This window comes from Phormidium sp. FACHB-1136, from assembly GCF_014697375.1.
Lineage (GTDB): Bacteria > Cyanobacteriota > Cyanobacteriia > Phormidesmidales > Phormidesmidaceae > Nodosilinea.
On the sequence record NZ_JACJRS010000011.1, the window covers coordinates 1 to 23480 of the forward strand.

Below are 23480 nucleotides of genomic sequence, written 5' to 3' on the forward strand. Positions count from 1 at the left end.
AGGAATAATGTCATTGAGATATTTTAAGGTTTTATTTTTGTTGAGCAATTCCTGCTGGCGTTCCTCAAAGTCCCAGAATCCTTTTTGTCCCATAGTCCTGATGAGAAATGAGTGATTTATATTATCTATGATCTCATCTTTTTGTGTCTATCGACTATCTCTTTAAGAATCCAAATACTAATGATCAAATATTGGACTATTAGCAAATATTTCAGGAGTTTGGATTTCGGCGTGAGTCTCATTGTGAGACAGTGTCTTCAGTATTTTTCGAGGTGCCCTATTAGCAAATATTTCAGGAGTCTGGATTTCGGCGTGAGTCTCATTGTGAGACAGTGTCTTCAGTATTTTTCGAGGTGCCCACCAGATGGTGCAGTACTACCGCTGCCGAAGCTGCGTTCACAACTTTAACGAACGCACAGGCACCCCAATGGCTCGCCTGCGTACCTCGTCCACGGTGGTCGAATACGCCCTCAAGAGTCGGAGCGAAGGGATGGGGATGCGGGCCACCGGACGGGTGTACGGCAAGTCCCATGCGACGATTATACGGTGGGAAGAGCGGTTAGCCCGTCAGGGAGAGGCGTGGTCACCGCCCGCCCCTGAGGGGAGCGAGATCACGCTAGAAGGGGATGAACGGTACACTCGCGTGGGCGAGAATTTTCCCCCCTCAGGCGAGTCAGGGTTGGACGCTGACGTTTTTGGAGCGGGAGAGTCGTTACTGGGTAACAGCGCAGGCGGGGCGCAAAGATGAGACCCTGTTTACCCAGGGGACTCAGGACACCTGGGCCTGGGCGCAAGGGGCCAGCACCATCCGCTGGTTCACCGACGGGGAGCGACGGTATGGCAAAGCCCTCTGGCCTCTGGCCAGTGAGCGGTTGTCCCACCAGGGTTTAGCGGCCACCTATCCCTTCCGCAAGGTGTGGCGGGAAGGCTTGGAAGTAGCGATCAAGATTAAGGGTTCCCAAGGGCAACGGCGGGTCGTCTGGCTCAAGGTGGATCATCCTTTCACCGCCCTAAGTCCGGCATCCGAGGTCCATGCGAATCATAACGAGGCGAACAATGCGGCCCTAAGGCGACGCTGTAGTGCCTACCGCCGCCGCCAAAACCTCTATGCCAAAACCACCGAGGGCTTACAGCGCAGTTTGGACGTTCAGCGGTTGATTCATAATTGGGTACGCCCCCACTGGGGACTCCAGGGCAAGCAGACCCCCGCGATGGCGATGGGCTTCACGACTCGCCCCATCTCGATGGCTGAATTGCTCAATCCCAGGGGCTTTGAAGCCCTCCCACTTTAACGAACCAGTGCCCTGTGGAAAAGTCGACTTTGACTTTTTTACCGCTCTTATGTGATTAGATTCATGCAAAACTTAGCCGTTGGTCAAAATCATCTTGAATAAAATCGACATTCCGCAGGTTGGCATTTATTTTTTCTTGTGTGGGCACCTCGATTAATTCCTTATTGCGACTCCCTGGATTTCAAAACCATTGAAATCTTGTTGTCATTCTCAATAGGATTTGTATTTTTCGAGGTGCCCCGCTCAGAAGCGTTCAGATGGGTATAACTCATAGGGTGTCTTTTTGTTGTGGTAAACATCAGACTATCCTATGAGCCCCTCTACGGGACGCTTCTAGGTGTTGCACTTCATTCTAGAATTGGCGACCCTTTGAAATCTTGAGTCAGCACCGTCTTTCCACCAATGATACTGTTGGCGAAGACATTCTAATGCCCCAATATCCTAAACAAAGGTGTCCCTGGATGGAGGCTCTACTCATCGTAGGCATAGCTCAAAATGGCTAAATGGCTCGCCGTGCCGCTGCAAAGTCATCCTCTCAGGGCAAACGTATACTAAATCGATTTCGGCGCAAGAATAAGGCTTTCAGCCATTGGAAGCCATCAAAATGGCCCCATTATTCTCAACAAGCTAGCTTTTCAGGCTCCTTATTGAGAAAAGCGCGAGTATGCGTTTGCCCTGGGGGGGCGCAGGTATTGATTGCTTAACCTATGGCTTTTGTCGTATGCTGGTAAGGTTGTAAAGTTTATCGTATTGCAGCCATGGCGGTTCCTAAGAAGAAAACCTCCAAACAAAAGCGCGACCAGCGTCGGGCTACATGGAGACGCACCGCTACCCTTCAGGCCCAAAAGGCGCTGTCTTTGGGTAAGTCGGTGTTGACGGGTCGTTCCACCAGCTTTGTCTACCCCTCCGATGAGGACGACGAAGACGAAGAGTAGCCGCTCCCTTTCGCACAGGCGTAACCATGGGAATCCGACTATTGGTGAGCAGGGCAAGCCTTTTGCCCTGCTTTTTGCGTAGGTTGAATCATGCCTAGCCTCGGCCAAAATGATCCGGTTATCGCCCTCAGGTTCCTGAAGCGCTGAAATGTACTACTATTCACTGTCATGACCTCAGACCTCCAAACCATTCAATCCACCCAAGGCGCTGTGTTTGATGCACCCCAGGGGCCACCGCTCAGCTTTGGCAATGACGAGGTGGCCTTGGCGGCCGTGACGACCGGAGTCGTTCTCGTGGATCGTAGCCATTGGGGGATGTTGGAGATGACCGGGGCGGATCGGCTGCGGTTCATCCACAATCAAACTACCAACGCCTTTACCCAACGCCAACCAGGGGAGGGCTGCGACACGGTGTTTGTCACCGCAACGGCCCGCACCCTAGATTTGGCAACGGTCTACGCCACGGAAGACAGTCTGTGGATTGTGACGTCTCCCGGCCAGGATCAGCGGCTACTGGACTGGATGGATCGCTACATTTTTCCGGCGGATAAGGTGCATTTGACCAACTACACCGGACAGATGGGGCTGTTTTCCTTGCTGGGGCCAGGGAGCCAAGCCCTAGTGCAATCCCAGGGGATTCGCCTAGCGCCGAATAGCCCCTACGGCCAGCATTCTCCCCTGGGGGCAACCGGATGGCGAGTAGCGGTGGGCGGTGGCCTGGGTGGGGCGGGATATACCCTGTTTGGCCCGCTGGCTACCGCCGCTGAGGTGTGGCAGCGCTGCACCCAAGGCGGAGCCATCCCTGCCGGAGAACGCCTTTGGGAAGGGTGGCGGATTCAGCAGGGGCGTCCGGTGCCCGGTGCCGAACTTACCGAGGAGGTGAACCCCCTGGAGGCAGGGCTGTGGCACACCCTGTCCTTTGATAAGGGCTGTTACATCGGCCAAGAAACCATTGCCCGCCTGAATACCTATCGGGGGGTGAAGCAACAGCTTTGGGGGCTGCGCCTCAGCCAGGGGGTTGCCCCCGGTGATCCCCTCTACCTGGGGGAGAACAAGGTAGGATGGGTAACCAGCGTTATTGACACCGAATCCGGTGTTCTGGGTTTGGGGTATCTACGTACCAAGGCCGGGGGGCAGGGGTTAACTGTCACCGCTGGGTCTGCCGTGGCCGAGGTGGTCGAGGTTCCCTTTTTATCACGGGGCTATCTCGCGGAGGAAAGCCTGACCAGCCAAGTCTAAGGCTGGAGGTTCACAGGCAGGACGCTTGGGTCGTTGCTGCTAACTTCTGCGGCTTCCGTGGGTACCCTGAAAAGTAAGGTGATTCTTGTATTGATGGCCCCACGGTCGGATGGACGCAAAGCCGCCCCGGTGGAGAAAACAGCGGTGACCTAACCACACCAGAGCCCGTCTCTGCCCAGTCCATCACCTTCGCATTACCGATTTGTATATGAGATAAGACAGCTATGAGCCAACGCAAGCGTGCATTATTGACGGGTATTACGGGGCAAGACGGATCCTATCTAGCCGAGTTGCTGCTAGAAAAAGGCTACGAAGTGCATGGCATCATCCGCCGCACCTCCACCTTCAATACCGACCGCCTGGATCATGTCTACGTTGACCCGCACAACGAAGAAGCACGGCTATTTTTGCACTACGGCGACCTCACGGATGGTACCATGATGCGTCGTTTGCTGGAGCAGGTGGAGCCCCAGGAGGTCTACAACCTAGGAGCCCAGTCCCATGTACGGGTCAGCTTCGATTCGCCGGAATACACCACCGACACCGTGGCCATGGGCACCCTGCGCCTACTAGAGGCCATCCGCGATTACCAACATCGGACGAACTCTGAGGTGCGCTTCTACCAGGCTGGATCGTCGGAAATGTTTGGTAAGGTGCAGGAAATCCCCCAGAAGGAAACCACCCCCTTCTATCCCCGCAGCCCCTACGCCTGTGCTAAGGTCTACGCCCACTGGCAAACCATCAACTACCGCGAGTCCTACAACCTGTTTGCCTGCAACGGCATTTTGTTTAACCACGAATCCCCCCGTCGGGGCGAAACCTTTGTGACTCGCAAAATTACCCGCGCCGTGGCCCGCATCGTGGCAGGGCAACAGAAGAAGCTGTACCTAGGCAATTTGGACTCGAAGCGCGACTGGGGCTACGCCAAGGACTATGTAAAGGCCATGTGGCTGATGCTTCAGCAAGACCAGCCCGACGACTACGTGGTGGCCACCAACGAAACCCACTCCATCCGCGAGTTCCTCGATATCGCCTTCAACCACGTCAACCTCGACTGGCATGACTATGTGGAGTTCGACCCCCGCTACCTACGCCCCGCCGAGGTGGAACTGTTGATTGGCGACTCCACCAAAGCCCGCCAGCAGCTCGGATGGGAACCCACCGTCACCTTCGAGCAACTGGTGCATCTGATGGTCGAGGCGGATCTGGAAGCGGTGGGCATCACCCACGGCAATGGCCCCACCAACGACGTGGCCACCCTGCGCAAGGAAATGCTGCATCTGTCGCCCCAGGGCTAGGGGAGCGGCGTTTTCTCGGGTGCTTTTGGGAGACGCCTTTTGGGGGCACTTTTTGGGGGCGCTTTTCTGGACACTTTTCTGGGGGAAAGGTCTTTTCGCGAGAGCTTTCCCTTAGTATGGAGGTGTCCCATGGGCTGAGGGGGATCATCATCTGTTTACTGGAAGGGCTTTTCCCCGACCCCAGGGCTGACGGATTCGATGATCCTGTCTCGGTTGTCCAATTTCGGTTGTCGATTTAGTACTGCGATCTATGGCTGACGAAAAGACTCCTCAAGCGGCCCCTGCTGCCGATGCCAAGCCCGCCGCCAAGGCTCCTAAAAAGGAAAAACCCCCGGCCCTAGAGGATAAACCCTTCCCGGAATTTATCCAGCAGCACTTCCTGCCCACCCTCGAAGCCGCCCTGAAGGACAAGGGCATGGGCGATATCAAGCTCAGTTTTGCCCAGCAGCCCCTCGCGGTGTTTGGGGTTGCCGATGGCGAAGCCTACTGGCAGGTGAAGGGCCAATGGCTAGGGGATAGCCGCCAGTTCACCATCGCCTTTCTGAAGGACAGCATCACTAGCCCCAAGCTGTTTTACCTAGCCGATGGCGGTAGCGAACCCAGCACCATCGAGCAATTCATGGGCGACGAGCGCAAAATCACCCTCGATTTGATGGTGCTCTACACCCTGCAACGACTCAACGGCCAGAAGTGGCTGGTGCGCAATTAATCCTGTCATGCCCAAAGGGTTGGAGAAACATCGCGTAAGGGTTGGGCTGCATAGGCGGGGCTGGCTAGGGCTGCCCTAGCCCTAGCCACTGCTGCAACTGTTCCCACAGATCGGCGGGGCCAATGCCCCACAGCACATAAAGGGCGGTGAACAAAAAGGCCACCAGCAGGATGGTTTTGACGGTATTTTTAATCAGCTTAAACACCCACCCCACAATCAGCAGGGCCAGGATGATGGCTCCCAGAACAATCGCCCACTCCATCGGACACCTCCCTCGTGCGGTTTGAAGTTAGTGGGAAACGACCGTGGGCCTCGACAAGGACTGACTGACGCTAATCACCTCAGATCTGGCCCATTGGTCAGCCGCCAGGATATCGGCCAAAACGGGCTGGGCGACGTTGTGGGATTGGTGTCGCTCACAGACTCCTTCGATCACCTTGGGAATGTCCAGGAAGCGGATTTTTTCGTCCAGAAACAGGGCGACAGCTTGCTCGTTGGCGGCGTTGAGCACGGCGGTCATGGTGCCCCCGGCCCGTCCGGCGGCGTAGGCCAATTCCATGCAGGGATATTTGGCGTGGTCGGGTTCGCGGAAGGTGAGATTGCCCGCCTTCACCAAATCCAGCGGTTCCCAGTCGGTGTAGATGCGCTCTGGCCAGGAGAGGGCGTAGAGCAGGGGCAGACGCATATCCGGCCAGCCCAGTTGGGCCAGCACCGAGGTATCTTGCAGCTCAATCAACGAGTGAATGATACTCTGAGGATGGATGACGATGTCGATATGGTCGTAGTCTAGGCCAAACAGATAGTGGGCCTCGATCACCTCCAGGCCCTTGTTCATCAGGGTGGCGGAATCGACGGTGATTTTGCGGCCCATCGACCAGTTGGGATGCTTGAGGGCATCAGCCACGGTGACTTGAACCAGCTTTTCCACGGGCCAATCCCGGAAGGCACCGCCGGAAGCCGTCAACAAAATGCGCCGCAGCCCACCCTGGGGCACCCCCTGTAAGCACTGAAAAATGGCGGAATGCTCCGAGTCGGCGGGGAGTAGCTTCACCCCATGCTTTTCCACCAGGGGCAACACCGCTGGGCCTCCGGCGATCAGGGTTTCCTTGTTGGCAAGGGCAATATCTTTCCCGGCCTCAATCGCCGCCAGGGTGGGCAACAATCCGGCACAGCCCACAATCCCAGTGACAACGGCCTCCGCATCGCCATAGCGGGCCACCTCCACCACGCCCTCTTCCCCAGCCAAAATTTGGGGCATCGGGTCTAACCCCGCCAACGCCTCGCGCAGTTCGCCCACCCGTTCCGCATTGCAAATCGCCACCATTTCGGGCCGAAACTGCCGCACCTGCTGGGCCAACAGATCTACGTTATTCCCTGCCGCAATTCCCACCAGGCGAAACTGATCGGGGTGGTGCTCCAGAATATCCAAGGTCTGGGTACCAATCGACCCGGTTGATCCAAGCAGGGTGATAGCTTTCACAGGCGTCCTCAGGGCTAGGTGGGCAATGACTCTAGAATCTCATGTTACGGGAATCAACACTCGGCTCCAACGCCCAAAGGCTAAAAGCTTTACAGGCGCTTGAAGGCCGAGGGCGGCGTAGCCTCCATTCAGTGCATGGGGGTCTTTGCCTAGGGGGGTGGCCCAGGTTTCCTGCTGACGTTAGGGCGGCGATGAGGGGAATAACCTGCGAGGGGTAGGGCCGTCTGAGCCGAATGGCGGATGGTGGGGCTGGCGTCGGGCTAGGGGGTGAATTTTAGGTTTGGGCTGGGCACACTAGCGATGGCATTTGCAAGGGGACGCACCATGTTGGCCAGAGTTTGGAGTGCATCGTTGATGGGCATTGATGCCCTCAAGGTTGGGGTGGAGGTAGACTTATCCGGTGGATTACCAGGGGTGGTGATTGTGGGTCTGCCCGATACCGCCGTACAGGAATCGCGGGAACGGGTGAAAGCGGCACTGAAAAATGCGGGCTTTCCCTTCCCTATGCGCAAGGTAGTGATTAACCTTACCCCAGCGGACTTGCGGAAGGAAGGGCCAATTTTTGACCTACCCATCAGCGTGGGCATCCTCGCTGCCGCCGAACAGGTGCAAACCGACGCCCTGAATGATCTTCTCTTCCTAGGGGAAGTTTCCCTGGATGGCAGTTTGCGGGCTGTAGCTGGGGTGTTGCCCATTGCTGCCGCTGCCCAAAAATTGGGAATACGTGGCCTTGTGGTACCTGCCGACAATGGCCGAGAAGCCGCTGTGGTGCCCGGTCTAACGGTTTACGGCTTCAAACATGTTTCGGAAGTCGCAGATTTTCTCAATAATCCTGGCAACCATAGCCCCGTGGTCAACGATGAACGCAGCCTAGAAACCAACCACGCCGGAGCCCTCGATTTGCGGGATGTAAAGGGCCAAGCCCAGGCCCGACGCGCCCTGGAAATTGCCGCCGCTGGGGGCCATAATCTGATCTTCGTGGGGCCACCCGGTAGTGGCAAAACCATGCTGGCTCGGCGCTTACCCTCCATCCTGCCGCCGTTGCAGTTTGAGGAAGCCCTGGATGTCACCCAAATTCATTCCGTGGCCGGACTGCTGAAGGAAAAGGGCACCCTGGTCAACACTCGCCCCTTTCGCAGCCCCCACCATTCCGCCTCTGGCCCTTCCCTGGTGGGCGGCGGCAGCTACCCCAAACCGGGGGAAATCTCCCTGGCCCACCGTGGCGTCCTTTTCCTAGATAGCTAGACAATGGTAAATTCATTGGCTATGGCTAAACAGATTGGTTACGCAAGGGTTAGCAGTAGGGAACAGGCCGAAAACAGCCATGCCCTAGAGCAGCAGATGCAGCGGCTCCGGGTAGCTGGGGTGGAGGAAATCTACTCTGATGTGGAGTCTGGCACCAAGGACGACCGCAAGGGCTTCAACCTGGTCATGGACTTGGTGAGAAGCAGGGCCATCGATGAGGTGGTCATTACTCGACTTGACCGTTTCACCCGCTCACTGATTACCCTACGCAAAGTGCTAGACGAGTTCCGCGAGAATGGGGTCAACATGAAGGCTCTCGACGACAGCGTGGACTTATCCACCGCAGCAGGGAAGTTTCACCTGAATATGCTGGGTGCCCTCGCAGAGATGGAGGTGGATCGGCTATCTGAGCGGGTACGGCATGGGTGGTCACATTTGAGGAAGCGACAGGTTGCGATGAATCCTCCCTTCGGCTATGTCAAGCTAGGCGATAAGCATTGTCTCGACCATGAGCCATGCCTATGCCTCCTAGATACCAGGCAAGAACGATCTAGGGCTGAGATCGCCCGTGAGATTGTAGAGACCTTTCTAACGGAGAAAACCCTGAGAAAGTGCCTGCGGGTGATTAACCAGAAGTACGGCATCTACACTTTTTCACATAATCAAGGCCCACATCGCCGAGGTGGGCGAGCGGCACGAGGGCTATTCCACTTCAGTCCTGGGGGGCTGCGAGAGTGGTTAATCAATCCTGTCCTTCAGGGACACCTCTGCTACCTACGAAAACAGGATGGCCAACGTTTACCTAGGCAAGATTGGACAATCCACCACAATACGCACCCCGACCAGCGGATGGTGTCGGATGAAGAGAGCCGAAAAATCGAGGCTATTTTGCAGCACAACCAGCGGGTGAGGGGATTTGGCAGTACAGCTTTGAAGTATCCCCTGTCGGGACTGGTGATCTGTGGTGAGTGTCGGAGTTCCTGCTACTCGCTCACTGGGCAGAGGAACTACCATCGAGCCAAGCGCCTGGGCATTGAGCCGGAGATTAACTACTACTTTCAGTGCAAAAACTGGCGGATGCGGTCATGCAATCAGAAATCAGTCGTGCGGATGGAAAAAGTAGAAATAGCGGTCATCGAAGCTTTAGTCAGTCGGGCGGGAACGATTAGTGCGACGGCTGAAGCCACCGAGGAACAGGTCGATCCCCCCGAACTACAGGCTCTCAAGGTAGAGTTGGCCTACTACCTCAATGCTCCAGGCAGTCGTGCGGCGGTAATTGTGGCAGACCTAAAACAACAGATTGACGCTTACCGACACAAACAGCAGGCATCCACTACCCTCAGTTCAGGGCAACGGGATCTTTTGCTCCAGACCTTTGGTGATCCCCTGTACTGGAAAACCCTCACCCCTGAGCAAAAGCGCGACCTCTACCGAGAATTGGTGGAACGGGTGATCGTCAGGGATGGACAGGTAGAGCGAGTGGAGCTACGGGTTTAATGCCCCACCCACTGAAGGGGGATCGTTAGACTGAAGGAAATAGCACAGGTTAGGCCATGAAGCTAAGTCAGGGACTATTGGTGTTGGGGGTGATTGCCCTTGGCGTTACTGTGCTGGCCCTGGGGGTTCGTAGTGCGGCCTCCGCGCCCCTGCCAGACGGGTTTCCAGCCCCTAGCCCAGAGGGACAGATTGAGGTTAAGCATTACCCACCCTACCGAGCCGCGACCGTCCAGATGACGGGCGACTTAGAGGATGCCCCCTCCCGTGGCTTCTCCCCCCTGTTTCGCCATATCAGCAGCAATGATATTTCCATGACCGCCCCCGTTGAGACCCGTTACCCCGTGGCCACCCTAGAAGGACAGACCACCGAGGGAGAAGCGGCAGTATCTTTCCTCTACCGCAACCTCGACATCGTGCCCAGTGAGGTGGCCCAGAACATTGTGGTTGAAGACATCTCAGCCATGACCGTGGTGAGCATTGGCACCAGGGGTCGCTACGATATAGCCAGCTACAGCACCAGCCTGCAACAACTTCAGGCATGGTTAGCGGCTCATCCAGAGTATGAAGCCATTGGCCAACCTCGGCGGTTCTTCTACGATGGCCCCTTCCTACCCGACATAGTGAAGCGTAGCGACGTACAGATTCCCGTTCAGGTCATTGATAGGACAGCAACAGGCGGCTAGGTGATGGAGATATGGGTTGACGCGGACGCTTGCCCCAATGTGATTAAGGAGATCCTATTTCGAGCCGCAAAACGGGTTGAGATCAAAACAACATTGGTGGCCAACCAGGAGCTACAAATTCCTGGCTCCCCCTACATTGAATTTGTGCAGGTGCGCTCTGGCTTAGACATTGCCGATAACTACATCGTGCAGCATCTACAGGCCGGGGATCTCGTCATTACGGCTGATATTCCCCTTGCTGCTGAAGCCATCGATAAAGGAGCCTTTGCCCTGAATCCCAGAGGCGAATTCTACGACCAGGGCAATATCCGAGAACGATTGTCCATGCGAAATTTCCTAAATGAATTACGCAGTTCTGGCGTAGATACGGGTGGCCCTGCCCCCTTTAATCAGCGGGTCACAGGAGCCTTTGCGAATCAACTAGACCGTTTTTTGACCAAACATTGCCGCTAGTGGTGGCAACGATCTACTACACAGGGCACCTCGATTAATTGCCTTATTGCGAATCTGAAGAGCCTGGAACCATTGGAGTCTCGTGCCCATTCTCAATAAGATTTGTATTTTTCGAGGTGCCCTACCAATTACCATCTTACCCGAACACCTCGTCCATCAACATGAACTGCATTGGGAACCGTAGATGATTTAGCTAGACCACCACGACTACCCCACCAGGAATCGAGTTTTTCATAAAGCTCTTGGCTTGACATCCCTTCTGTAGAAATAATAACCGCATCTCCCAAAAGATGTCTTGACAGAGAAGCCCCACCAATACTGGTATTATATTCAGGCGATCTAAACCATGAATGTATAGTGACAGGCTTACCAACAAGACTTTCTACCTCTTTCAAGACAAGGGCCATCTTAACAATGTTGTCAACAATATTTTGGCTAGTAGGAATAGACTCCTTTCCTGTCGGTGAAATAATAGCATCCTTCCATAAAAATCGTGTTTCCTCAGTGATAGGAGAATTAGAATCATAGGTAAACATAAATCCTGAAGAGGGAACCGTCACGGTTTGCGAATCCTGGAAACGCTTCAAATCTCTTTCTTTCTCACTAATTAATCTTTCAAGGCTTTCAATCTCCTCTTTATTCTTGGCTGGATCTAAGGATAATTCAGCAATTTGATCCCTTAGCTCATCGATATCTGCTTCTTTGCTTTCCTCTAGCCTGATAGCGGATTGAACTCTATCCTTGTAAGCAGTCCACCTAGCCCGCGAACTCTTAGAGTGAGCGATTGTTGAAAGATAATCTGCAAAGGCATAACGATTTCTTAGGTCAGCCTGTAAGGCTTGCTCAGCAAAGCCAGCGATGTATTGTTGTTCACTAGATAGTCGTTCTATTTCAACCTTTTGATTTTGAAGCTGCCAACTTATGATGCTAGTTATCAAAGTGACGGCTACACCTGTAGTTAAAACCTTAAATTTTTCAAGATTGTGATTCAGAGTTAAGCTTTTTTCCTGAATTTCAAGTTCTTTCTTCTTGAGGTTTAGCTCCAGCAGCTTTAACTTTAGTTCACTATCTTGAACTTCAATGTCTGTCGGGGACTCTTCTACGTCTTTCACAGGATCAAATCCTTAGCCTAGGCAAGATTCAATCCATGCTAACAGCAGGACATCTCGCTACCCAGAACACTTAAGAATCCCTTAAAAAGAGGCAAAGAAAATTTGCGCCATCAGCCGCGACTGTTGAGCATTCGTAATGCCACCTAGACTGACTATGTTCATGGTCTGGCCTGGGACTGAGCCAGCGCGTCTAGCATGGAGACCATCTGCTGAGCCAGGTCAATGAGATCCTGGGCGGCGTCCTCGCTCGGAATGTTGAAAAATAAACAGTCGATGCTGAGTCCTTGGATCGAGGGATGGTAGATGGCATAGACCCCAGAACCTTCACAACAGTAGAGTTCTAGGGCGATGTAGCCCAAAGAGATGCGGTCGTGAATCAGGTAGCCTTGGGTGGCCAGCCAGTCTACCCAGTTGCCGTCCCCGGTGGCGGGGAGGTCGAATTTATCCTCCGTCTGGAGGTCAATGGCCTTGATGATCATGGGTTCATCTCCCGAAGTTTCTGCCAGACCTGGTAAATGAGCGCCTGCTGCTCGGCTGTCCTAGGGCCAAAGGCATCTTGATAGAGGATCTGGGCGGCCTGGTCAGCTTCGTTCAGGGGAATACCTAGATTCAGCAGTTGAAGGCTAAAACCAATCTCGGTGATGGGGCGGGGGTCTTTCATGATTTCTTCTTCTCCCCAATGAAGGCCAGAATCTCAGCCACAGGTCGCCGCTGCTGGATCATCTCGTTGACTCGGTAGACCTTCCCGGCTGGCACATACCGCTTGCGGCAAACTCCCTCTTCCAACCAACCGTAGTAGTAGCTAATGCTAGGAGTCTTGCGCTTCTTGTTGCCCTGGCGTTCCTCCAACCACCCAGAGGCTTTCCCCTTCGGACTATGGCGGCGCTGGGGCCGTTTCCGCACCACTGAGCATCGTTCTAGACAATCCACGGGAAAGGGTAGCTCTACCGTCCGGTGGCTGTGGAGGATGGGCAGCTTCACCCAAACACGGGTACGACTCAACCGATGAACAGTCCCCCGCTTGCCAATCCACGCCTTCGACTGGTGGGGCTGCACATCTAGAATCTTCACCTCGTCCCCAATGGCAAAGGCTTGTTCTGGGGATGGTGGCCGCTGGCCATAGCTGGGGGGTTCCTCCGCCACCACTCGGCGCAACAGATCTCGATGGATCATGGCCAAGGGGCCAAGCAACGGTTCTGGGGATAGAGGATTGTCCAAGACAGTCCCGTAGGACTGACCCGTAGGACAGGACTGGGCCGGATTGCTGAGCCAGTAGGGATCGACTTCGGGCAGCAGGGCGAGTTGTTGACCAATCAGGGGTTTCATTCCATGGCCTCCATGAGGTTGAGTTGTCCAAACCATTCGCGTTTCAGGGCGCGTTGCCTCGCACGGAACTGGCGGTCATAGCGCAGGTGGCAGACCGTACAGAGGGCTTTTAAGTTGTCTCCAGAACAGTTAGTCGGGTCTTGATCCAGGTGGGCCACCGTCAGCAGGTATTGTCGGGGCTTGGCCCTACCAATCCGGCGCTGAAAGTGTTCTGGGGATTCATCGGGCCGCTGGCACTGGCGACCGCATTCTTGGCAGCACCAGTTAGTCCGTTCCTTCACCGCCAGGGCGATAGTGGGCCAGGTGGCGGGGTATCGGGCCTTAATCATCGGCATCGCGCACCTCCAGGGCACTCTCTGGAAACTTCCCCGGCTGTCCAGCCACCTCGTACCACCAGGCCCCGTTGTCCCAGTCGAGCCAACGCCGGACAACACGGGTGGCAAAGTATTGGTCATTCCAGGCCACCTCTACCAACTCGTACAGGTCAAATTGGGGGGGCTTCACTTGGGTTAGGGGTTGGGTCGTCATCGGTCTTCTCCTTTGGCCCATCGGGGCCGATAGTGAGGTTCCAGTCAGGGTTTTCTTCAATCGCTCGACGAATGCCGCTACGACAGACCGGGTTTTGCCACAGCGCTTGGTAGCGCCTCAGACGGTCATCGGGGTCTTCTTCAACGGGGGGCGGTAGGCGGGGTGGGGGTGGGCTGTCATTGTGGCCTGGGCTATCCCTCTGCGGCCCAGCAAGCCACGTTCGGTACTCGGCTCGTAGCTGTGGGCCATGTTTCTCTATCCAGCCCTTAGCAGCGCTTCTAGGGGAGGCTGGCCGCTGGGGGAGGCGCGGGACTTTGTAGGTCAGCACCCAATCAAAAAAATCGTCCTCGGCGGCGGCGGAACATTTTGTCCCCTCCGGTGGCTCCTGGGGTGGTGGGGGACTCTCGGTTGGCTCTGACCAAGGGGGACAGTCTTGCGGTATCGGTTCGGTGTGCTCGTTTTTTGTTACACCTGTGGAAAACTTTTCCGCTTCTCTCTCTCTTTCTTTAAAGCTGTAAGAGATCTGTAAGAGATCTGTAGGGTCTGGAAAGCCTTGCTCAGAGCCAGTTTCGAGCGACAGTTGTGATCCGTGTGACACAACCTGTGATCCTGGTGACACACCTTGTGATCCTGGTGACACAGGTGAGTCAAATTGACTCACATCGGGAATCCGTAGGTCGATGTTGCCAGTGATACTTTCTTCGAGCTTGCCTATCAGTATTAACTCGGCCTTCACTCGATAGAAGGTGCGGCGGTTGAGTTCCCACTTGCGGCAAAAGTCGGAGATATTGTCGATGCGATACCACCAGCCCTCGCGGCGTAGGGCCAGGATGAGGTGATAGAGGTAGCCAGCGGGGGTATAGAAGTGGTTCCGCCAATTCTCTAGGACTTCTTCTGGGGTGAGCCGTAGGTGGGGGGCTACCCTCTCATCAGAGGATTTTGGGGGAGATTGGAACTCCCGTTTTGATTGATTTTCTGGCATGATCAGTAAAGCATTATTACGAAAACGCCCCTGGATTTCTGGCCAGAGGCGTTTTTTTTGGCCACTAATCAGCGGAGGTCGCGGCTAAGTCCAGGCGGATGCTCTCCGACTCCTCCAGCAGTTGTTTGGCCCGTTCGATGTGGTCAACAGCGGTCTGGTCATCTTCACGGCGTAGGGCTTCTGCGGCCTGGTGTAGGCTGTCGGCGGCGATGTGTTGCTGCTGCCTTTGGGCTGATGCTGGGTTGTTCTGGGTCATCGTCGTTTAGATGCACGTCCTGGTTGGCCAAAAGCTGAACGGTTTCCGCCACCAGCTTTTCAAAATCTGCTTTAGACACATCGGGATGTTCCGCCAGCACTAACCGTCGAGCCTCCTGGTACCGTGCAGCCGTGCGCCGCAATAGGTCTGCCAGCATTAGGCCACCTCAAGATTCAGATAGGCCCGAACGGCTACCTCGAGCAAGTCACTGAGGCTGATCCCCTCCTCAATGGCCACTTGGTGGGCTTTCTGCTTCAGCTTTGGGTTCATCCGAATCGTAAAGTTCTGTCGCTCACTCTTGTCGTCCATGATTAGCCAACCCCTCAAAATCAAATGATTGATTGATTAATCAAATATAGCAAATCAAGTAATCATGTGAGCGGCGGCTATCGAGGGAACTGTGATGATCTGTTAACCTAGTTACAAAGTGAGTCTGCAAGCCAGCATGGGCTTGATGCTGTCTCTGTACCCATCACGCTTTGCTGAGGTTCCCCCTTGGATGAGGATTTCCGTCAACGGTTGGCCCGGATCGTCACGCAAGCTCGTGGCGATATGAACCAGCGCGACTTCGGGACGAAACTAGACGTTTCGCAAGCAACGGTGGTGGGTTGGGAGCGGGGACAAAATATCCCCACCCTAGAAAACTTGGCTAAACTGGCAACCTTGCGAGGACAATTGCCAGAGGAATTACTCGCTGAGTTGTACGGTAGAGCTTGCGGCTCTGATTATCCCCTCGAAGAACGGGTCAAAATCATGACAAGGGCACAGCTCATAGAGTTGCTGAATACCTTGGCGGATCAACTGAGGCAAAAAGATTTATAGCTATTGAGCTATAGATTTATTAAGCGATTAGATTTTTGAGTCTATAGAGAAATACGCACGGGCTGATCCGTCTTTTTACTGACTTTTCTAACTTATGTGGGTTAGATCGGTCATTAGGCTTAGTGCTCAATCATTCGGCGTAGTAAATCGCTGGCTCCAATAGAAAAGCCCCTACGGAGGGCGGTAGGGGCTGGTGAGTCAGGGGAATTGGGGCTAGAAGTCGATGGCTTCCTTGACCACCTTCACCATTTGGAGTTTGTGACCCACAGCGGCCACCAGTATCAGGGCCGTATCGAGCCGACAGCCTCCGGTTTCAAAGACGCGCAACAGTTGGCTGCGGCGGTTGTTGTTGGTGAGTTGCTTGTCTTCAGGAAGGGATTGGTTCTCCAGCCTGACGTAGGCGCTCAGCAGTTCCTTGAACCATTTATCCTCGCCCCATAGCTCAATGGCACGGGCTTTGATGGCCTCTAGGAATGCGTCGGAAGATTGGGGAGTCACAACTAGCAATAGATGATAGGAACGCTAATTTTAGCTTAGGTCTAGTCTATCGTTGCCGTTGTCCCAAGCCACAGGCTATGACTTGGGGCCAACATTAAACTAAAAATAGATTAGTCTTCATCCCCATGGGCAAAGGTGAGGGCGTGTTTGGCGCGGGTCAGGGCCACGTACTTCAGGTTCATCTCCTGCTCCTTCTCCCAGGGCTTCGTAGCATTGGGATGGGGCATCAGGTGAGGATGTAGCACCACGACATGATTGGCCTCCAGCCCTTTAGCCTTGTGAACACTGGATAACCATACCTTCGCCCGTTGGTCACTGAAGATCATGGCAATCTCTCGCCCTAGGTCAGCTATCGTGTGGGGCCGGGTAGCCTGGTAGATCGCAAGGATGGTTGCTACTCGGTCTTTGACATTAGCCATGGCCATCTCTAGATCATCTGGCTCCATGCCCTGCCGTAGTTCCCGCTGCTCTGCCACATACTTCTGCAAGTAGACCTCTAGGCGGCTCATCTGGAACCCCTGCATCTCTTCAATCTGGTGAAGGATACTGATCAAGTTTTTGCCGATGTCTGTCCCGCGAATCCGGGCCGGAATCCCTGCGCGGATCAGGCTAAAGCAAACGGCCACTAGGGGGGCGTTGGTGCGGCAAACAATCAGATCACCGTCGTGGACGTGCTGAATGATGTCTTCCTCGTCGATGTCCCTCACAGTGCCCTGGGGTGCCCCTGGTCGGGCCTCGATACCGGGATAGACTTCGTTGGCTAACGCAATGTGTGAGGTGGGGCAACGGTAGCAGATCGACAACGGTAACACCTGGGCCTGGGTGCGTTGGGTGATGTTGGCGATACTCTGGGTGTCGGCTCCCGTAAAGCCGTAGATGGCCTGTCGTTTATCGCCCACAAACAACATTCGTCCACCGTTGGCGCGGGCCTTCAGCACTAGCTCAAGCTGGGCCTTATTCAAGTCCTGGGCCTCGTCCACAAACACCCACTGCGCGGCCCTGGGCGCTAGTCCCATCACATAGGGCAACCACACCATGTCGTTGTAGTCGATCACCTGTCGGGCCTGGTCGATGCCCTGGTACAAAATCGGGGCGATGGCCTTGCAGGTAAAGTCCCAGTCCTTGCGGTCAAGGTCGAATCGGGCCGCTAGGGCGTCTAGGCCGTCCTGGTTGTCGGCTTCGGTCAAGGTGAGCTGCACCACATTCAGCAGGGCTTTAATCCGGGCGCTGGCCTTCTGGGCGGTTTCATAGTCGGTCACACCATGGTCGGTTAGGTATTGGCGGATCAGTTGGCTATACTTGCGGCCTTCCACATTGGGCCGTCCGATGGAGGATAGGGCCGATAGTCCCAGGGAATGAATGGTCTGTGCCCTCATCCCTTGGAGCTTGGTCTTTAGCTCGTCGGCAATGTGCCGATTGAAGGCGCAAAACAGAGCGTTGCGGGACTCCAGGCGCTTCGATGCCTCAACACAGGTGGTCGTCTTGCCGCTGCCAGGGACGGCATCCACCACGGCATCACCAGCGCCGCTGGTCACAAAGTCAAAGATGGCAGTCTGATAATTGGAGGGGTTAAACATGGTCGTTCTGGGGGAGATAGAGGGAATAAAGTTAGGCGGCAAGGTCTGTCTCGTTCGTCCAGTGGACAATGGCCTGGGCCTGGAAAACTTGGATCTGAGCGGTGACGATCACGGGCTTGGAGTAGCCCAGCACCCCCAAGATTTCCCTAATATCGGCGGGGGTGATCGGGGTCTGTCGTAGGTGGTCGTCTAGCTCAATGTGGATGGTGTAGTGGGTCATTGTTCTGGGGGAGATGTGGGGGAATGCCCCTGTAGGCAGGGGCTAGGAGTCAAGGCTACTTAGCAGGGAAAGATCGCATCGATCTCTACATCAAGATGCGCTTCAAGGACTCGTGGTGAGCGCATGGGCACACTGGCGCTGCGGCCATAGGTGCCTTGCAGTAGGGGCGTAATTTCCAAACCCCTCAGGGCCGCTTCCATCACGTAGGGCTGTAGTCGTTCATGGAACAATTCAAGGCTTTCCTTGGCCCGGTCTTGCATGGATGCTTTGCTAAATTTGGGCTGAAAAACGGCGATCAGTGGATCGTCCAGTTGGGGATTGGTCAACACCTCAACCGCAACCTGGATCTTGCTAGCCAATACGCGGATCGTATTCATCAAGTGGTCATCGGTCATGCAGCAAATCAGAAGGGTATCGCCGTTGGCCGTGGTGTGAACGTCGTACATGATTGATGTCTCCAAGAAAGGTTAATAGGGGTGCCCTGGAAGGCCAGGGCGGTAACTAGAAGTCGTTATGCAGAGGGCAGTTGAGGATTTTGGAGAGACTGCAAGACCTGGTGGGGAGTCAGTTCAGGCTCCAGCTTGGCCGTGTCTACCATCTGTTGCACCAGCAGGGACGGCAAACCATCGACACACATCATTTCGCGGGTGCCGTCCAAGTCAAGCAACTGGGGCTTAGATTCCACAAACTCAACAATCTGCTTGAGTTGTTCCTGCTCTTCTTTGCCCTTACGCTCACGCCAATCAAATTTGACTGAGGCATAGTTACGATCCCCGTTGATATGGCGCTGGAAGCTCACCTTAAAGATGCCCTCGGCGGGGTTCACCCCTTCACCCACTAGGCGGGTCACAGTCTGCTGTAGGGCACTCAGAGAACGGGTTTTGATGTAGCTCACACAGACCGTATTCGACGGCAATACTTCACAACCGGGGGCGGGGATATAGAACAACTGCATCCAAGCCACATTGCGAGCTTTGCCCAAACTCCCAAAGTAACGGGACACCTTGATTACTGAGATTTCAGCTTCATTGCCCAGAAAATCAGCCTCACTTAGGGCCAACTGTCCAGATTGACAGTTGAACCGGACGGCGTAGGGGGCATCGGGCAAGTAGATAGCATCAGTGGGCTTACTACCAAAGATGTCAGATAGAGCATTCGTCATGATCGTTGTCCTTCTTCGTTCTGGATGGATAAAGCCCGTGTGGTCGTCACGGGGGCGGCTTTTAGGGACTTCCACCACAGGTCACAGGGGTTAGAAAGTCAGCTAGTCCAGGAAAAACAGTGGCTCGACAGCAAGACGTTCAGCAAGTCGAAAGATAGAAGATACAGGGACTTTCAGGAGATCGGCATAGCTTTTCAAAAAGTCCAGAGAAGGATTCTTCTTCTCCTTTTCAACCTCGCAGATATGAGATTTACTGACGCTTAAAGCTGCCGCTAGATCTTCCTGATTCAGTTCTTTTGCGGTTCTTATTAAGATCAATGCTTGTCCTAATTTCATGGGTAATACCTGCTCAGACTTTAGATATTGATCGTGTGGTCGTCATGGATGGGGTAGTTTTAGGCCATACCCCAGGGCGGCGGTTTAGGCCGCTAGCTGGGCCTGAACCATGAGCTTGGCGACCTCAAGCTGATTCATCGCAAGCTGGCGGTCAACCTTGAGGGTTTGATAGTCCTCCTGGGCCTTCTGTAGCCGTTGCTGGGCCTCTTGGTAGGCGTCACCCTGCATCAATTCAGACCGCCTAGCCTTGCGCTGCTGGTCGTTCTTGAGGGCGCTATCCTCGGCAATGGTGCGCTCAATCTCAGCGGTGGCGGCGTCTAGTTTGGCCTGGGCCTGGTGTAGGCGGGTTTCATTTCGTAGCACGGCCTTAGACAAGCGATGGATCTTCCCTGGTAGGGGCAACAGCAGATCCGATAGGGAAAGCTGGGCAGTGCCTTTGCAGTGGTAGCAATCCTCCAGGTCATCAATGGCATTAGGGTCGGTGGTGGGCACCGTTCCGCTGGCTTCGCAAAATAAACAGTCCATGGGTTCGCATCCTTCAGCTAAAAGTAACGGGTGGGCAGATCGGCTCTGCCCTGGCCATGGGGGTCTAAAATTCGCAGTCGCAAGGGTTGGGGTCGTCGTAGTGACCAGACAGATAGGCGCGGCTAGGAACGCTCCACTGCACCTTTGAGCCGTCTTTGCTGATCCGTTCGTGGATCTCTGCAATTTCGTGAAGGACAGTCTTGATGCCCCAACGCTTCACCACTTCCTCTAGGGCTAGGGAATCCAAGTCCCAAGCCTCGGCCTGTTGGTCTTCGGCGCTCTCGCGCTGGGCCTGGTCGCGTTGGTAAGCCATCTCTAAGGGTTCGCGTACAATCATGGGTAGATCCTCTACTTCGTTCTGGGGATTAGCTTCTGCCTTGCTTGGTCGCTGGGCAGTTTTTTTGTGGGCCTTTTAACGCCTTGCCCAGGGCGGCTAACTAGGCGGCTAGGGCTTCGTCCTCGGCCAACATTCCGGCATTACTCAGCAGGTATTTAGAAGCCTTCTGGGCTTGGCTTGCGGCCTGTAGAAATGCCTTCTTGTCGGACTTGAGAATTTCAATCCAATTCGATAGATAACTAGCGTGGTTTTCAAGCTGGCTGGTCATGGCCAACTCATTGCAGATAAAGGCGGCGCTTAACTCTGCGATCAACTCTTCAAAGGCGTAGGCTTGGGAACCAAACTTATTGCCCAACTTGCGGTCTAGGCGGGTGCTGTGGCCTGTCCAGTGGCTTAGTTCATGGGCAAAGGTAGAATAGTAGGCTTCAGCGCTGGTAAAGTCGTCATAGTTGGGCATTTGAATCTTGTCTTGGCTGGATGAATAACAAGCCATATCACCGCCAAACCTGACCTTTGCTTTTTGGGCGGTAATAAATTTCTCAGCCATATTTAGGCGGGGTTCTGTGTTGCTGCCACCCTTGCGGAATTTAGAGAGATAATGTTCCTTCTTGGTGTCGGCTTCGCTGTCGTCGATGCAATCCAGATTGAATACACTCAACCACTTAAAAGCATTGAAGAATTGCTTGCTAACTTCTCCGGTGGCTTCGTCCGTGACCTCTTTAGAAGCTCGTCCACCCCAGACTAGACAGGTGGCCTTGCTGCCTTTGATGATCTTCCAGTTCAACGCCTTGGCCTGACTAAACCCAACAAACAACGTGCTTTGGTAGTCGTTCAGCATGACATCAACTGTTGCAATCAAGGGGTTCATCCCTCGGTATTGATGCCCGGTGATCGCGTTGGCGTAGGGGGTAGAATGCCAAGGCTTCACCCATGGGGTCTTCCCGGCTTCCATCAGGGTCAAAATCTTATCGGTCAATAGCTGAAACTTGTCTGTAGCTTGGGCTTTTTTAGCCATGATCGTTATCCTTCTTCGTTCTGGGTGAATAACTGTGTGGTCGTCACAGTGGGCCTTTTAGCGCCTTGCCTAGGGCGGCTAGACTAGACGATGGATAGAATCAACTGGGTTAACTGCTGGGCTAGGTTGCTGCCTAGATTGATGCAATCTAGATTGCCTTCTTCGACGATCTCTTTAAGCTCCCAAGCTTTGTACTCGGGTAGGTGATAGGTGATATCTAGATCGCTTTCCCAATCTGCATCGGGGCTAGTCTTGACTTCTTCGCTTTCTAGAATCTTCTTGAGGTCGCTACCGTGGCTGTAGCGATCTCCAATCCAATCAATCGCTTGGCGGTCGTCTTTGGTCAGGGTCATAAAATACATAATCTTTCTCTTCGTTCTGGGGGAAATAAACCTGTGTGGTCGTCACAGAGGGCAGTTTTAGGCCATGTCCAGGGCGCAACATTAAGCGGCGTAAAGGGCTGGCCTTTCTGCCACATTTGGGAAAGGAATAATGGTTTTAGCTTGGATGTAATCTCGTAGCGAACTAAAGCCAAGCTGGGCTAAAACGGCGTAACCGTGTTTGCAACATCCTCGGCCAAAAAACTCAAGCTGATTGTTTAAGTCATCGCAGGTGCAAAAGACACCTTCCCGGCGGACTTCAACGACATAGAACGTATCTTTTCGCAGGTTGCGGACGGTGTAGTGATTCGCCATATCTAGGCGCTCCGTAACCTTCATGCCTTTGCTGCTGGCTTTCCGAAAATCAACAAAGTGATTTAGAAACACGCGCTTGCTGATAAAGGTGGGGCGCTTGCCCTTCACCCATACCCAAATGACTTTGAAGAACTCGCGGATCTCCACTTGGGCCGATGACTTCAGACCCAACAGACGGCGGACGGCGGCGGCGGAAAACAGAAGGTTAAATGCTGTGACCATGGCTAAATCCTCTCAACTCATCTAATTATAGATTATTTATCATCTAATTTTAGATGACTTAAGAGGATTTAATACAAATGAACCATTAGAATAAGCTGGGCTGAACAATGGCGGGGGCGGCGTGGAACCATCCACCACCCAGAGGCACCAGACCCCAACCAGCCGGGGCGGGGACACCAGAGGGCAGGAACACCAGACAGGGAACCCCAGAACCCAGGGCAAAAGCCAACGATGCCCAGGTGCCAGAACCCAGCCCAGAGAAGGCCACAGGCGACCGCCCAGAGGGCCGCAAACCAGCGGGGCAAGGGGAACCGGGGAACGACACCCACAAGCCTCCAGAGGCCGCTACAGACCGAACGCAGGCCACAGAACGGGCGGCAAAGGAACCCCGCCCAGACCCAAATCTGGACGCCTGGAACACCTGAGCACCGGGGAAAGCCTGACGAGCGGCCTGATCGATGCCAGGGGCGCAACCCACCACCACAGCAGCACCGGGGGCCACAGCGGGAACCAGCCCAGCCAGGGCCGACAGGGAAGCAGCAGCAGGGGCGCGGGAACCCGAAAAACCCACACAAGGGAAACCAGCGACCAAAGCAGCAGCAGACATAAAACCACCTGAAAAACTTTCTGTATTTTAATCTATTTTTAGATGCTAATTCATCTATTTTTAGATTATAATAAGAACAGGCAAGGGGGCGACACCAGCGCGAAGGCCACCACACTAGGGGAACCGCTAGCGGGGAACCGGAAACCCGGCAGGGAAGGGCAGACCCAAAGTAGGCGCAAGGCTAGCCAAGCCACCTAACAGGCGGAAACCGACCGGAGTAAATGCGAGAGCCACCCAGGGGCGCAAGGGAGGCAGCAGCAGAGCAACGGCAGCAGACGCAAGCCTGAGAGGAACGGCAACCCACCCACCCCAAAGGCCACGGGGCGGGATGCCCAACCCACCACCACCGACCGGAACCGCTACGAGGGGGACACCCTACCGGAAGGATGGCAGGGGGGACACACCACCAGCCGGGGGCCGGGGCCGCAA

Annotated in this window: 31 protein-coding genes and 2 pseudogenes; 10 read left to right on the forward strand and 23 right to left on the reverse strand. The window is 54.6% G+C overall.

Annotated elements, in window-relative coordinates:
- Positions 1 to 364 precede the first annotated feature (364 nt).
- From H6G62_RS05175 to H6G62_RS05195, 5 genes and pseudogenes are all read left to right on the forward strand, one after another.
- A pseudogene (locus tag H6G62_RS05175) lies at positions 365 to 1292 on the forward strand (IS1 family transposase); the annotation flags it as partial.
- Positions 1293 to 2050: 758 nt separating this feature from the next.
- Complete coding sequence (gene rpmF / locus H6G62_RS05180) at positions 2051 to 2227, forward strand: 50S ribosomal protein L32 (RefSeq protein ID WP_190493054.1); 177 nt, start codon at positions 2051 to 2053, stop codon at positions 2225 to 2227.
- Between the two features lie 168 nt (positions 2228 to 2395).
- Positions 2396 to 3466 carry a folate-binding protein YgfZ gene (locus tag H6G62_RS05185; RefSeq protein WP_190493055.1) on the forward strand — a complete coding sequence of 357 codons (1071 nt, stop codon included), beginning with the start codon at positions 2396 to 2398 and terminating at the stop codon, positions 3464 to 3466.
- 224 nt (positions 3467 to 3690) lie between these two features.
- Positions 3691 to 4764 (forward strand): GDP-mannose 4,6-dehydratase, encoded by a 1074-nt coding sequence (gene gmd / locus H6G62_RS05190; RefSeq protein ID WP_190493056.1) that lies wholly within the window; start codon positions 3691 to 3693, stop codon positions 4762 to 4764.
- 250 nt (positions 4765 to 5014) lie between these two features.
- Entirely contained in the window at positions 5015 to 5473 is a 459-nt protein-coding gene (locus H6G62_RS05195; protein WP_190493057.1) for a DUF2996 domain-containing protein, read from the forward strand.
- A 64-nt stretch (positions 5474 to 5537) separates the two neighbouring features.
- Here the strand turns inward: H6G62_RS05195 and H6G62_RS05200 are convergent, their stop codons facing one another.
- Together H6G62_RS05200 and dxr are read right to left on the reverse strand one after the other, a co-directional pair.
- Positions 5538 to 5735, reverse strand: coding sequence for a hypothetical protein (locus tag H6G62_RS05200; RefSeq protein ID WP_190493058.1), 198 nt, complete (start codon positions 5733 to 5735; stop codon positions 5538 to 5540).
- 27 nt (positions 5736 to 5762) lie between these two features.
- On the reverse strand, positions 5763 to 6953 hold the full coding sequence (gene dxr, locus H6G62_RS05205) for a 1-deoxy-D-xylulose-5-phosphate reductoisomerase (protein ID WP_190493059.1): 1191 nt from the start codon (positions 6951 to 6953) through the stop codon (positions 5763 to 5765).
- A 324-nt stretch (positions 6954 to 7277) separates the two neighbouring features.
- On the opposite strand from dxr, the pseudogene H6G62_RS05210 reads away from it, so the two are divergent.
- From H6G62_RS05210 to H6G62_RS05225, 4 genes and pseudogenes are all read left to right on the forward strand, one after another.
- A pseudogene (locus H6G62_RS05210) lies at positions 7278 to 8192 on the forward strand (YifB family Mg chelatase-like AAA ATPase); the annotation flags it as partial.
- A 27-nt stretch (positions 8193 to 8219) separates the two neighbouring features.
- Complete coding sequence (gene xisF, locus H6G62_RS05215) at positions 8220 to 9695, forward strand: fdxN element excision recombinase XisF (RefSeq protein ID WP_190493060.1); 1476 nt, start codon at positions 8220 to 8222, stop codon at positions 9693 to 9695.
- Between the two features lie 56 nt (positions 9696 to 9751).
- Positions 9752 to 10378: a heme-binding protein gene (locus H6G62_RS05220; RefSeq protein WP_190493061.1), complete on the forward strand. Its 627-nt coding sequence runs from the start codon at positions 9752 to 9754 to the stop codon at positions 10376 to 10378.
- Between the two features lie 3 nt (positions 10379 to 10381).
- The gene (locus tag H6G62_RS05225; RefSeq protein ID WP_190493062.1) at positions 10382 to 10831 is read left to right on the forward strand and encodes a YaiI/YqxD family protein; all 450 of its coding nucleotides are present in this window, start codon (positions 10382 to 10384) and stop codon (positions 10829 to 10831) included.
- A 128-nt stretch (positions 10832 to 10959) separates the two neighbouring features.
- Here the strand turns inward: H6G62_RS05225 and H6G62_RS28525 are convergent, their stop codons facing one another.
- From H6G62_RS28525 to H6G62_RS05270, 9 genes are all read right to left on the reverse strand, one after another.
- A complete protein-coding gene (locus tag H6G62_RS28525; RefSeq protein ID WP_190493063.1) occupies positions 10960 to 11943 on the reverse strand; it encodes a D-Ala-D-Ala carboxypeptidase family metallohydrolase in 984 nt (327 codons plus the stop codon).
- A gap of 158 nt (positions 11944 to 12101) precedes the next feature.
- Complete coding sequence (locus tag H6G62_RS05235; RefSeq protein ID WP_190493064.1) at positions 12102 to 12422, reverse strand: hypothetical protein; 321 nt, start codon at positions 12420 to 12422, stop codon at positions 12102 to 12104.
- Entirely contained in the window at positions 12419 to 12604 is a 186-nt protein-coding gene (locus H6G62_RS05240) for a hypothetical protein (RefSeq protein WP_190493065.1), read from the reverse strand. Before H6G62_RS05240 ends, H6G62_RS05235 begins: the two co-directional genes overlap by 4 nt.
- Complete coding sequence (locus tag H6G62_RS05245) at positions 12601 to 13269, reverse strand: hypothetical protein (RefSeq protein ID WP_190493066.1); 669 nt, start codon at positions 13267 to 13269, stop codon at positions 12601 to 12603. Before H6G62_RS05245 ends, H6G62_RS05240 begins: the two co-directional genes overlap by 4 nt.
- Positions 13266 to 13604 carry a hypothetical protein gene (locus H6G62_RS05250; protein ID WP_190493067.1) on the reverse strand — a complete coding sequence of 113 codons (339 nt, stop codon included), beginning with the start codon at positions 13602 to 13604 and terminating at the stop codon, positions 13266 to 13268. Before H6G62_RS05250 ends, H6G62_RS05245 begins: the two co-directional genes overlap by 4 nt.
- Positions 13591 to 13797 carry a hypothetical protein gene (locus H6G62_RS05255; RefSeq protein ID WP_190493068.1) on the reverse strand — a complete coding sequence of 69 codons (207 nt, stop codon included), beginning with the start codon at positions 13795 to 13797 and terminating at the stop codon, positions 13591 to 13593. The genes H6G62_RS05250 and H6G62_RS05255 overlap by 14 nt, the downstream gene beginning before the upstream one ends.
- A complete protein-coding gene (locus H6G62_RS05260; protein WP_190493069.1) occupies positions 13754 to 14779 on the reverse strand; it encodes a hypothetical protein in 1026 nt (341 codons plus the stop codon). Before H6G62_RS05260 ends, H6G62_RS05255 begins: the two co-directional genes overlap by 44 nt.
- Before the next feature lie 64 nt (positions 14780 to 14843).
- Entirely contained in the window at positions 14844 to 15035 is a 192-nt protein-coding gene (locus tag H6G62_RS05265; RefSeq protein ID WP_190493070.1) for a hypothetical protein, read from the reverse strand.
- A gap of 156 nt (positions 15036 to 15191) precedes the next feature.
- The gene (locus H6G62_RS05270) at positions 15192 to 15344 is read right to left on the reverse strand and encodes a toxin-antitoxin system HicB family antitoxin (protein WP_190493071.1); all 153 of its coding nucleotides are present in this window, start codon (positions 15342 to 15344) and stop codon (positions 15192 to 15194) included.
- Positions 15345 to 15530: 186 nt separating this feature from the next.
- Here H6G62_RS05270 and H6G62_RS05275 point away from each other — a divergent pair, with 186 nt between their 5' ends.
- On the forward strand, positions 15531 to 15857 hold the full coding sequence (locus H6G62_RS05275; RefSeq protein ID WP_190493072.1) for a helix-turn-helix transcriptional regulator: 327 nt from the start codon (positions 15531 to 15533) through the stop codon (positions 15855 to 15857).
- A gap of 213 nt (positions 15858 to 16070) precedes the next feature.
- Here the strand turns inward: H6G62_RS05275 and H6G62_RS05280 are convergent, their stop codons facing one another.
- The 12 genes from H6G62_RS05280 to H6G62_RS05335 all read right to left on the reverse strand — a co-directional run bounded on the left by H6G62_RS05280 (position 16071) and on the right by H6G62_RS05335 (position 23051).
- Complete coding sequence (locus tag H6G62_RS05280; RefSeq protein WP_190493073.1) at positions 16071 to 16355, reverse strand: hypothetical protein; 285 nt, start codon at positions 16353 to 16355, stop codon at positions 16071 to 16073.
- A 110-nt stretch (positions 16356 to 16465) separates the two neighbouring features.
- Entirely contained in the window at positions 16466 to 17932 is a 1467-nt protein-coding gene (locus H6G62_RS05285) for an ATP-dependent helicase (RefSeq protein WP_190493074.1), read from the reverse strand.
- Positions 17933 to 17963: 31 nt separating this feature from the next.
- Positions 17964 to 18152 carry a hypothetical protein gene (locus tag H6G62_RS05290; RefSeq protein ID WP_190493075.1) on the reverse strand — a complete coding sequence of 63 codons (189 nt, stop codon included), beginning with the start codon at positions 18150 to 18152 and terminating at the stop codon, positions 17964 to 17966.
- A 59-nt stretch (positions 18153 to 18211) separates the two neighbouring features.
- Positions 18212 to 18598 (reverse strand): hypothetical protein, encoded by a 387-nt coding sequence (locus tag H6G62_RS05295; protein ID WP_190493076.1) that lies wholly within the window; start codon positions 18596 to 18598, stop codon positions 18212 to 18214.
- A 65-nt stretch (positions 18599 to 18663) separates the two neighbouring features.
- A complete protein-coding gene (locus H6G62_RS05300) occupies positions 18664 to 19314 on the reverse strand; it encodes a hypothetical protein (RefSeq protein WP_190493077.1) in 651 nt (216 codons plus the stop codon).
- Between the two features lie 102 nt (positions 19315 to 19416).
- Positions 19417 to 19650: a helix-turn-helix transcriptional regulator gene (locus H6G62_RS05305; protein WP_190493078.1), complete on the reverse strand. Its 234-nt coding sequence runs from the start codon at positions 19648 to 19650 to the stop codon at positions 19417 to 19419.
- An 84-nt stretch (positions 19651 to 19734) separates the two neighbouring features.
- Positions 19735 to 20175 carry a hypothetical protein gene (locus H6G62_RS05310; protein ID WP_190493079.1) on the reverse strand — a complete coding sequence of 147 codons (441 nt, stop codon included), beginning with the start codon at positions 20173 to 20175 and terminating at the stop codon, positions 19735 to 19737.
- A gap of 64 nt (positions 20176 to 20239) precedes the next feature.
- Positions 20240 to 20512, reverse strand: a complete 273-nt coding sequence (locus H6G62_RS05315) for a hypothetical protein (protein WP_190493080.1) — start codon at positions 20510 to 20512, stop codon at positions 20240 to 20242.
- Between the two features lie 100 nt (positions 20513 to 20612).
- Entirely contained in the window at positions 20613 to 21527 is a 915-nt protein-coding gene (locus H6G62_RS05320; RefSeq protein ID WP_190493081.1) for a zincin-like metallopeptidase domain-containing protein, read from the reverse strand.
- Between the two features lie 83 nt (positions 21528 to 21610).
- Positions 21611 to 21880 (reverse strand): hypothetical protein, encoded by a 270-nt coding sequence (locus H6G62_RS05325; RefSeq protein WP_190493082.1) that lies wholly within the window; start codon positions 21878 to 21880, stop codon positions 21611 to 21613.
- Between the two features lie 90 nt (positions 21881 to 21970).
- A complete protein-coding gene (locus H6G62_RS05330; protein ID WP_190493083.1) occupies positions 21971 to 22444 on the reverse strand; it encodes a hypothetical protein in 474 nt (157 codons plus the stop codon).
- 85 nt (positions 22445 to 22529) lie between these two features.
- Positions 22530 to 23051, reverse strand: coding sequence for a hypothetical protein (locus H6G62_RS05335; RefSeq protein ID WP_190493084.1), 522 nt, complete (start codon positions 23049 to 23051; stop codon positions 22530 to 22532).
- Positions 23052 to 23480 lie beyond the last annotated feature (429 nt).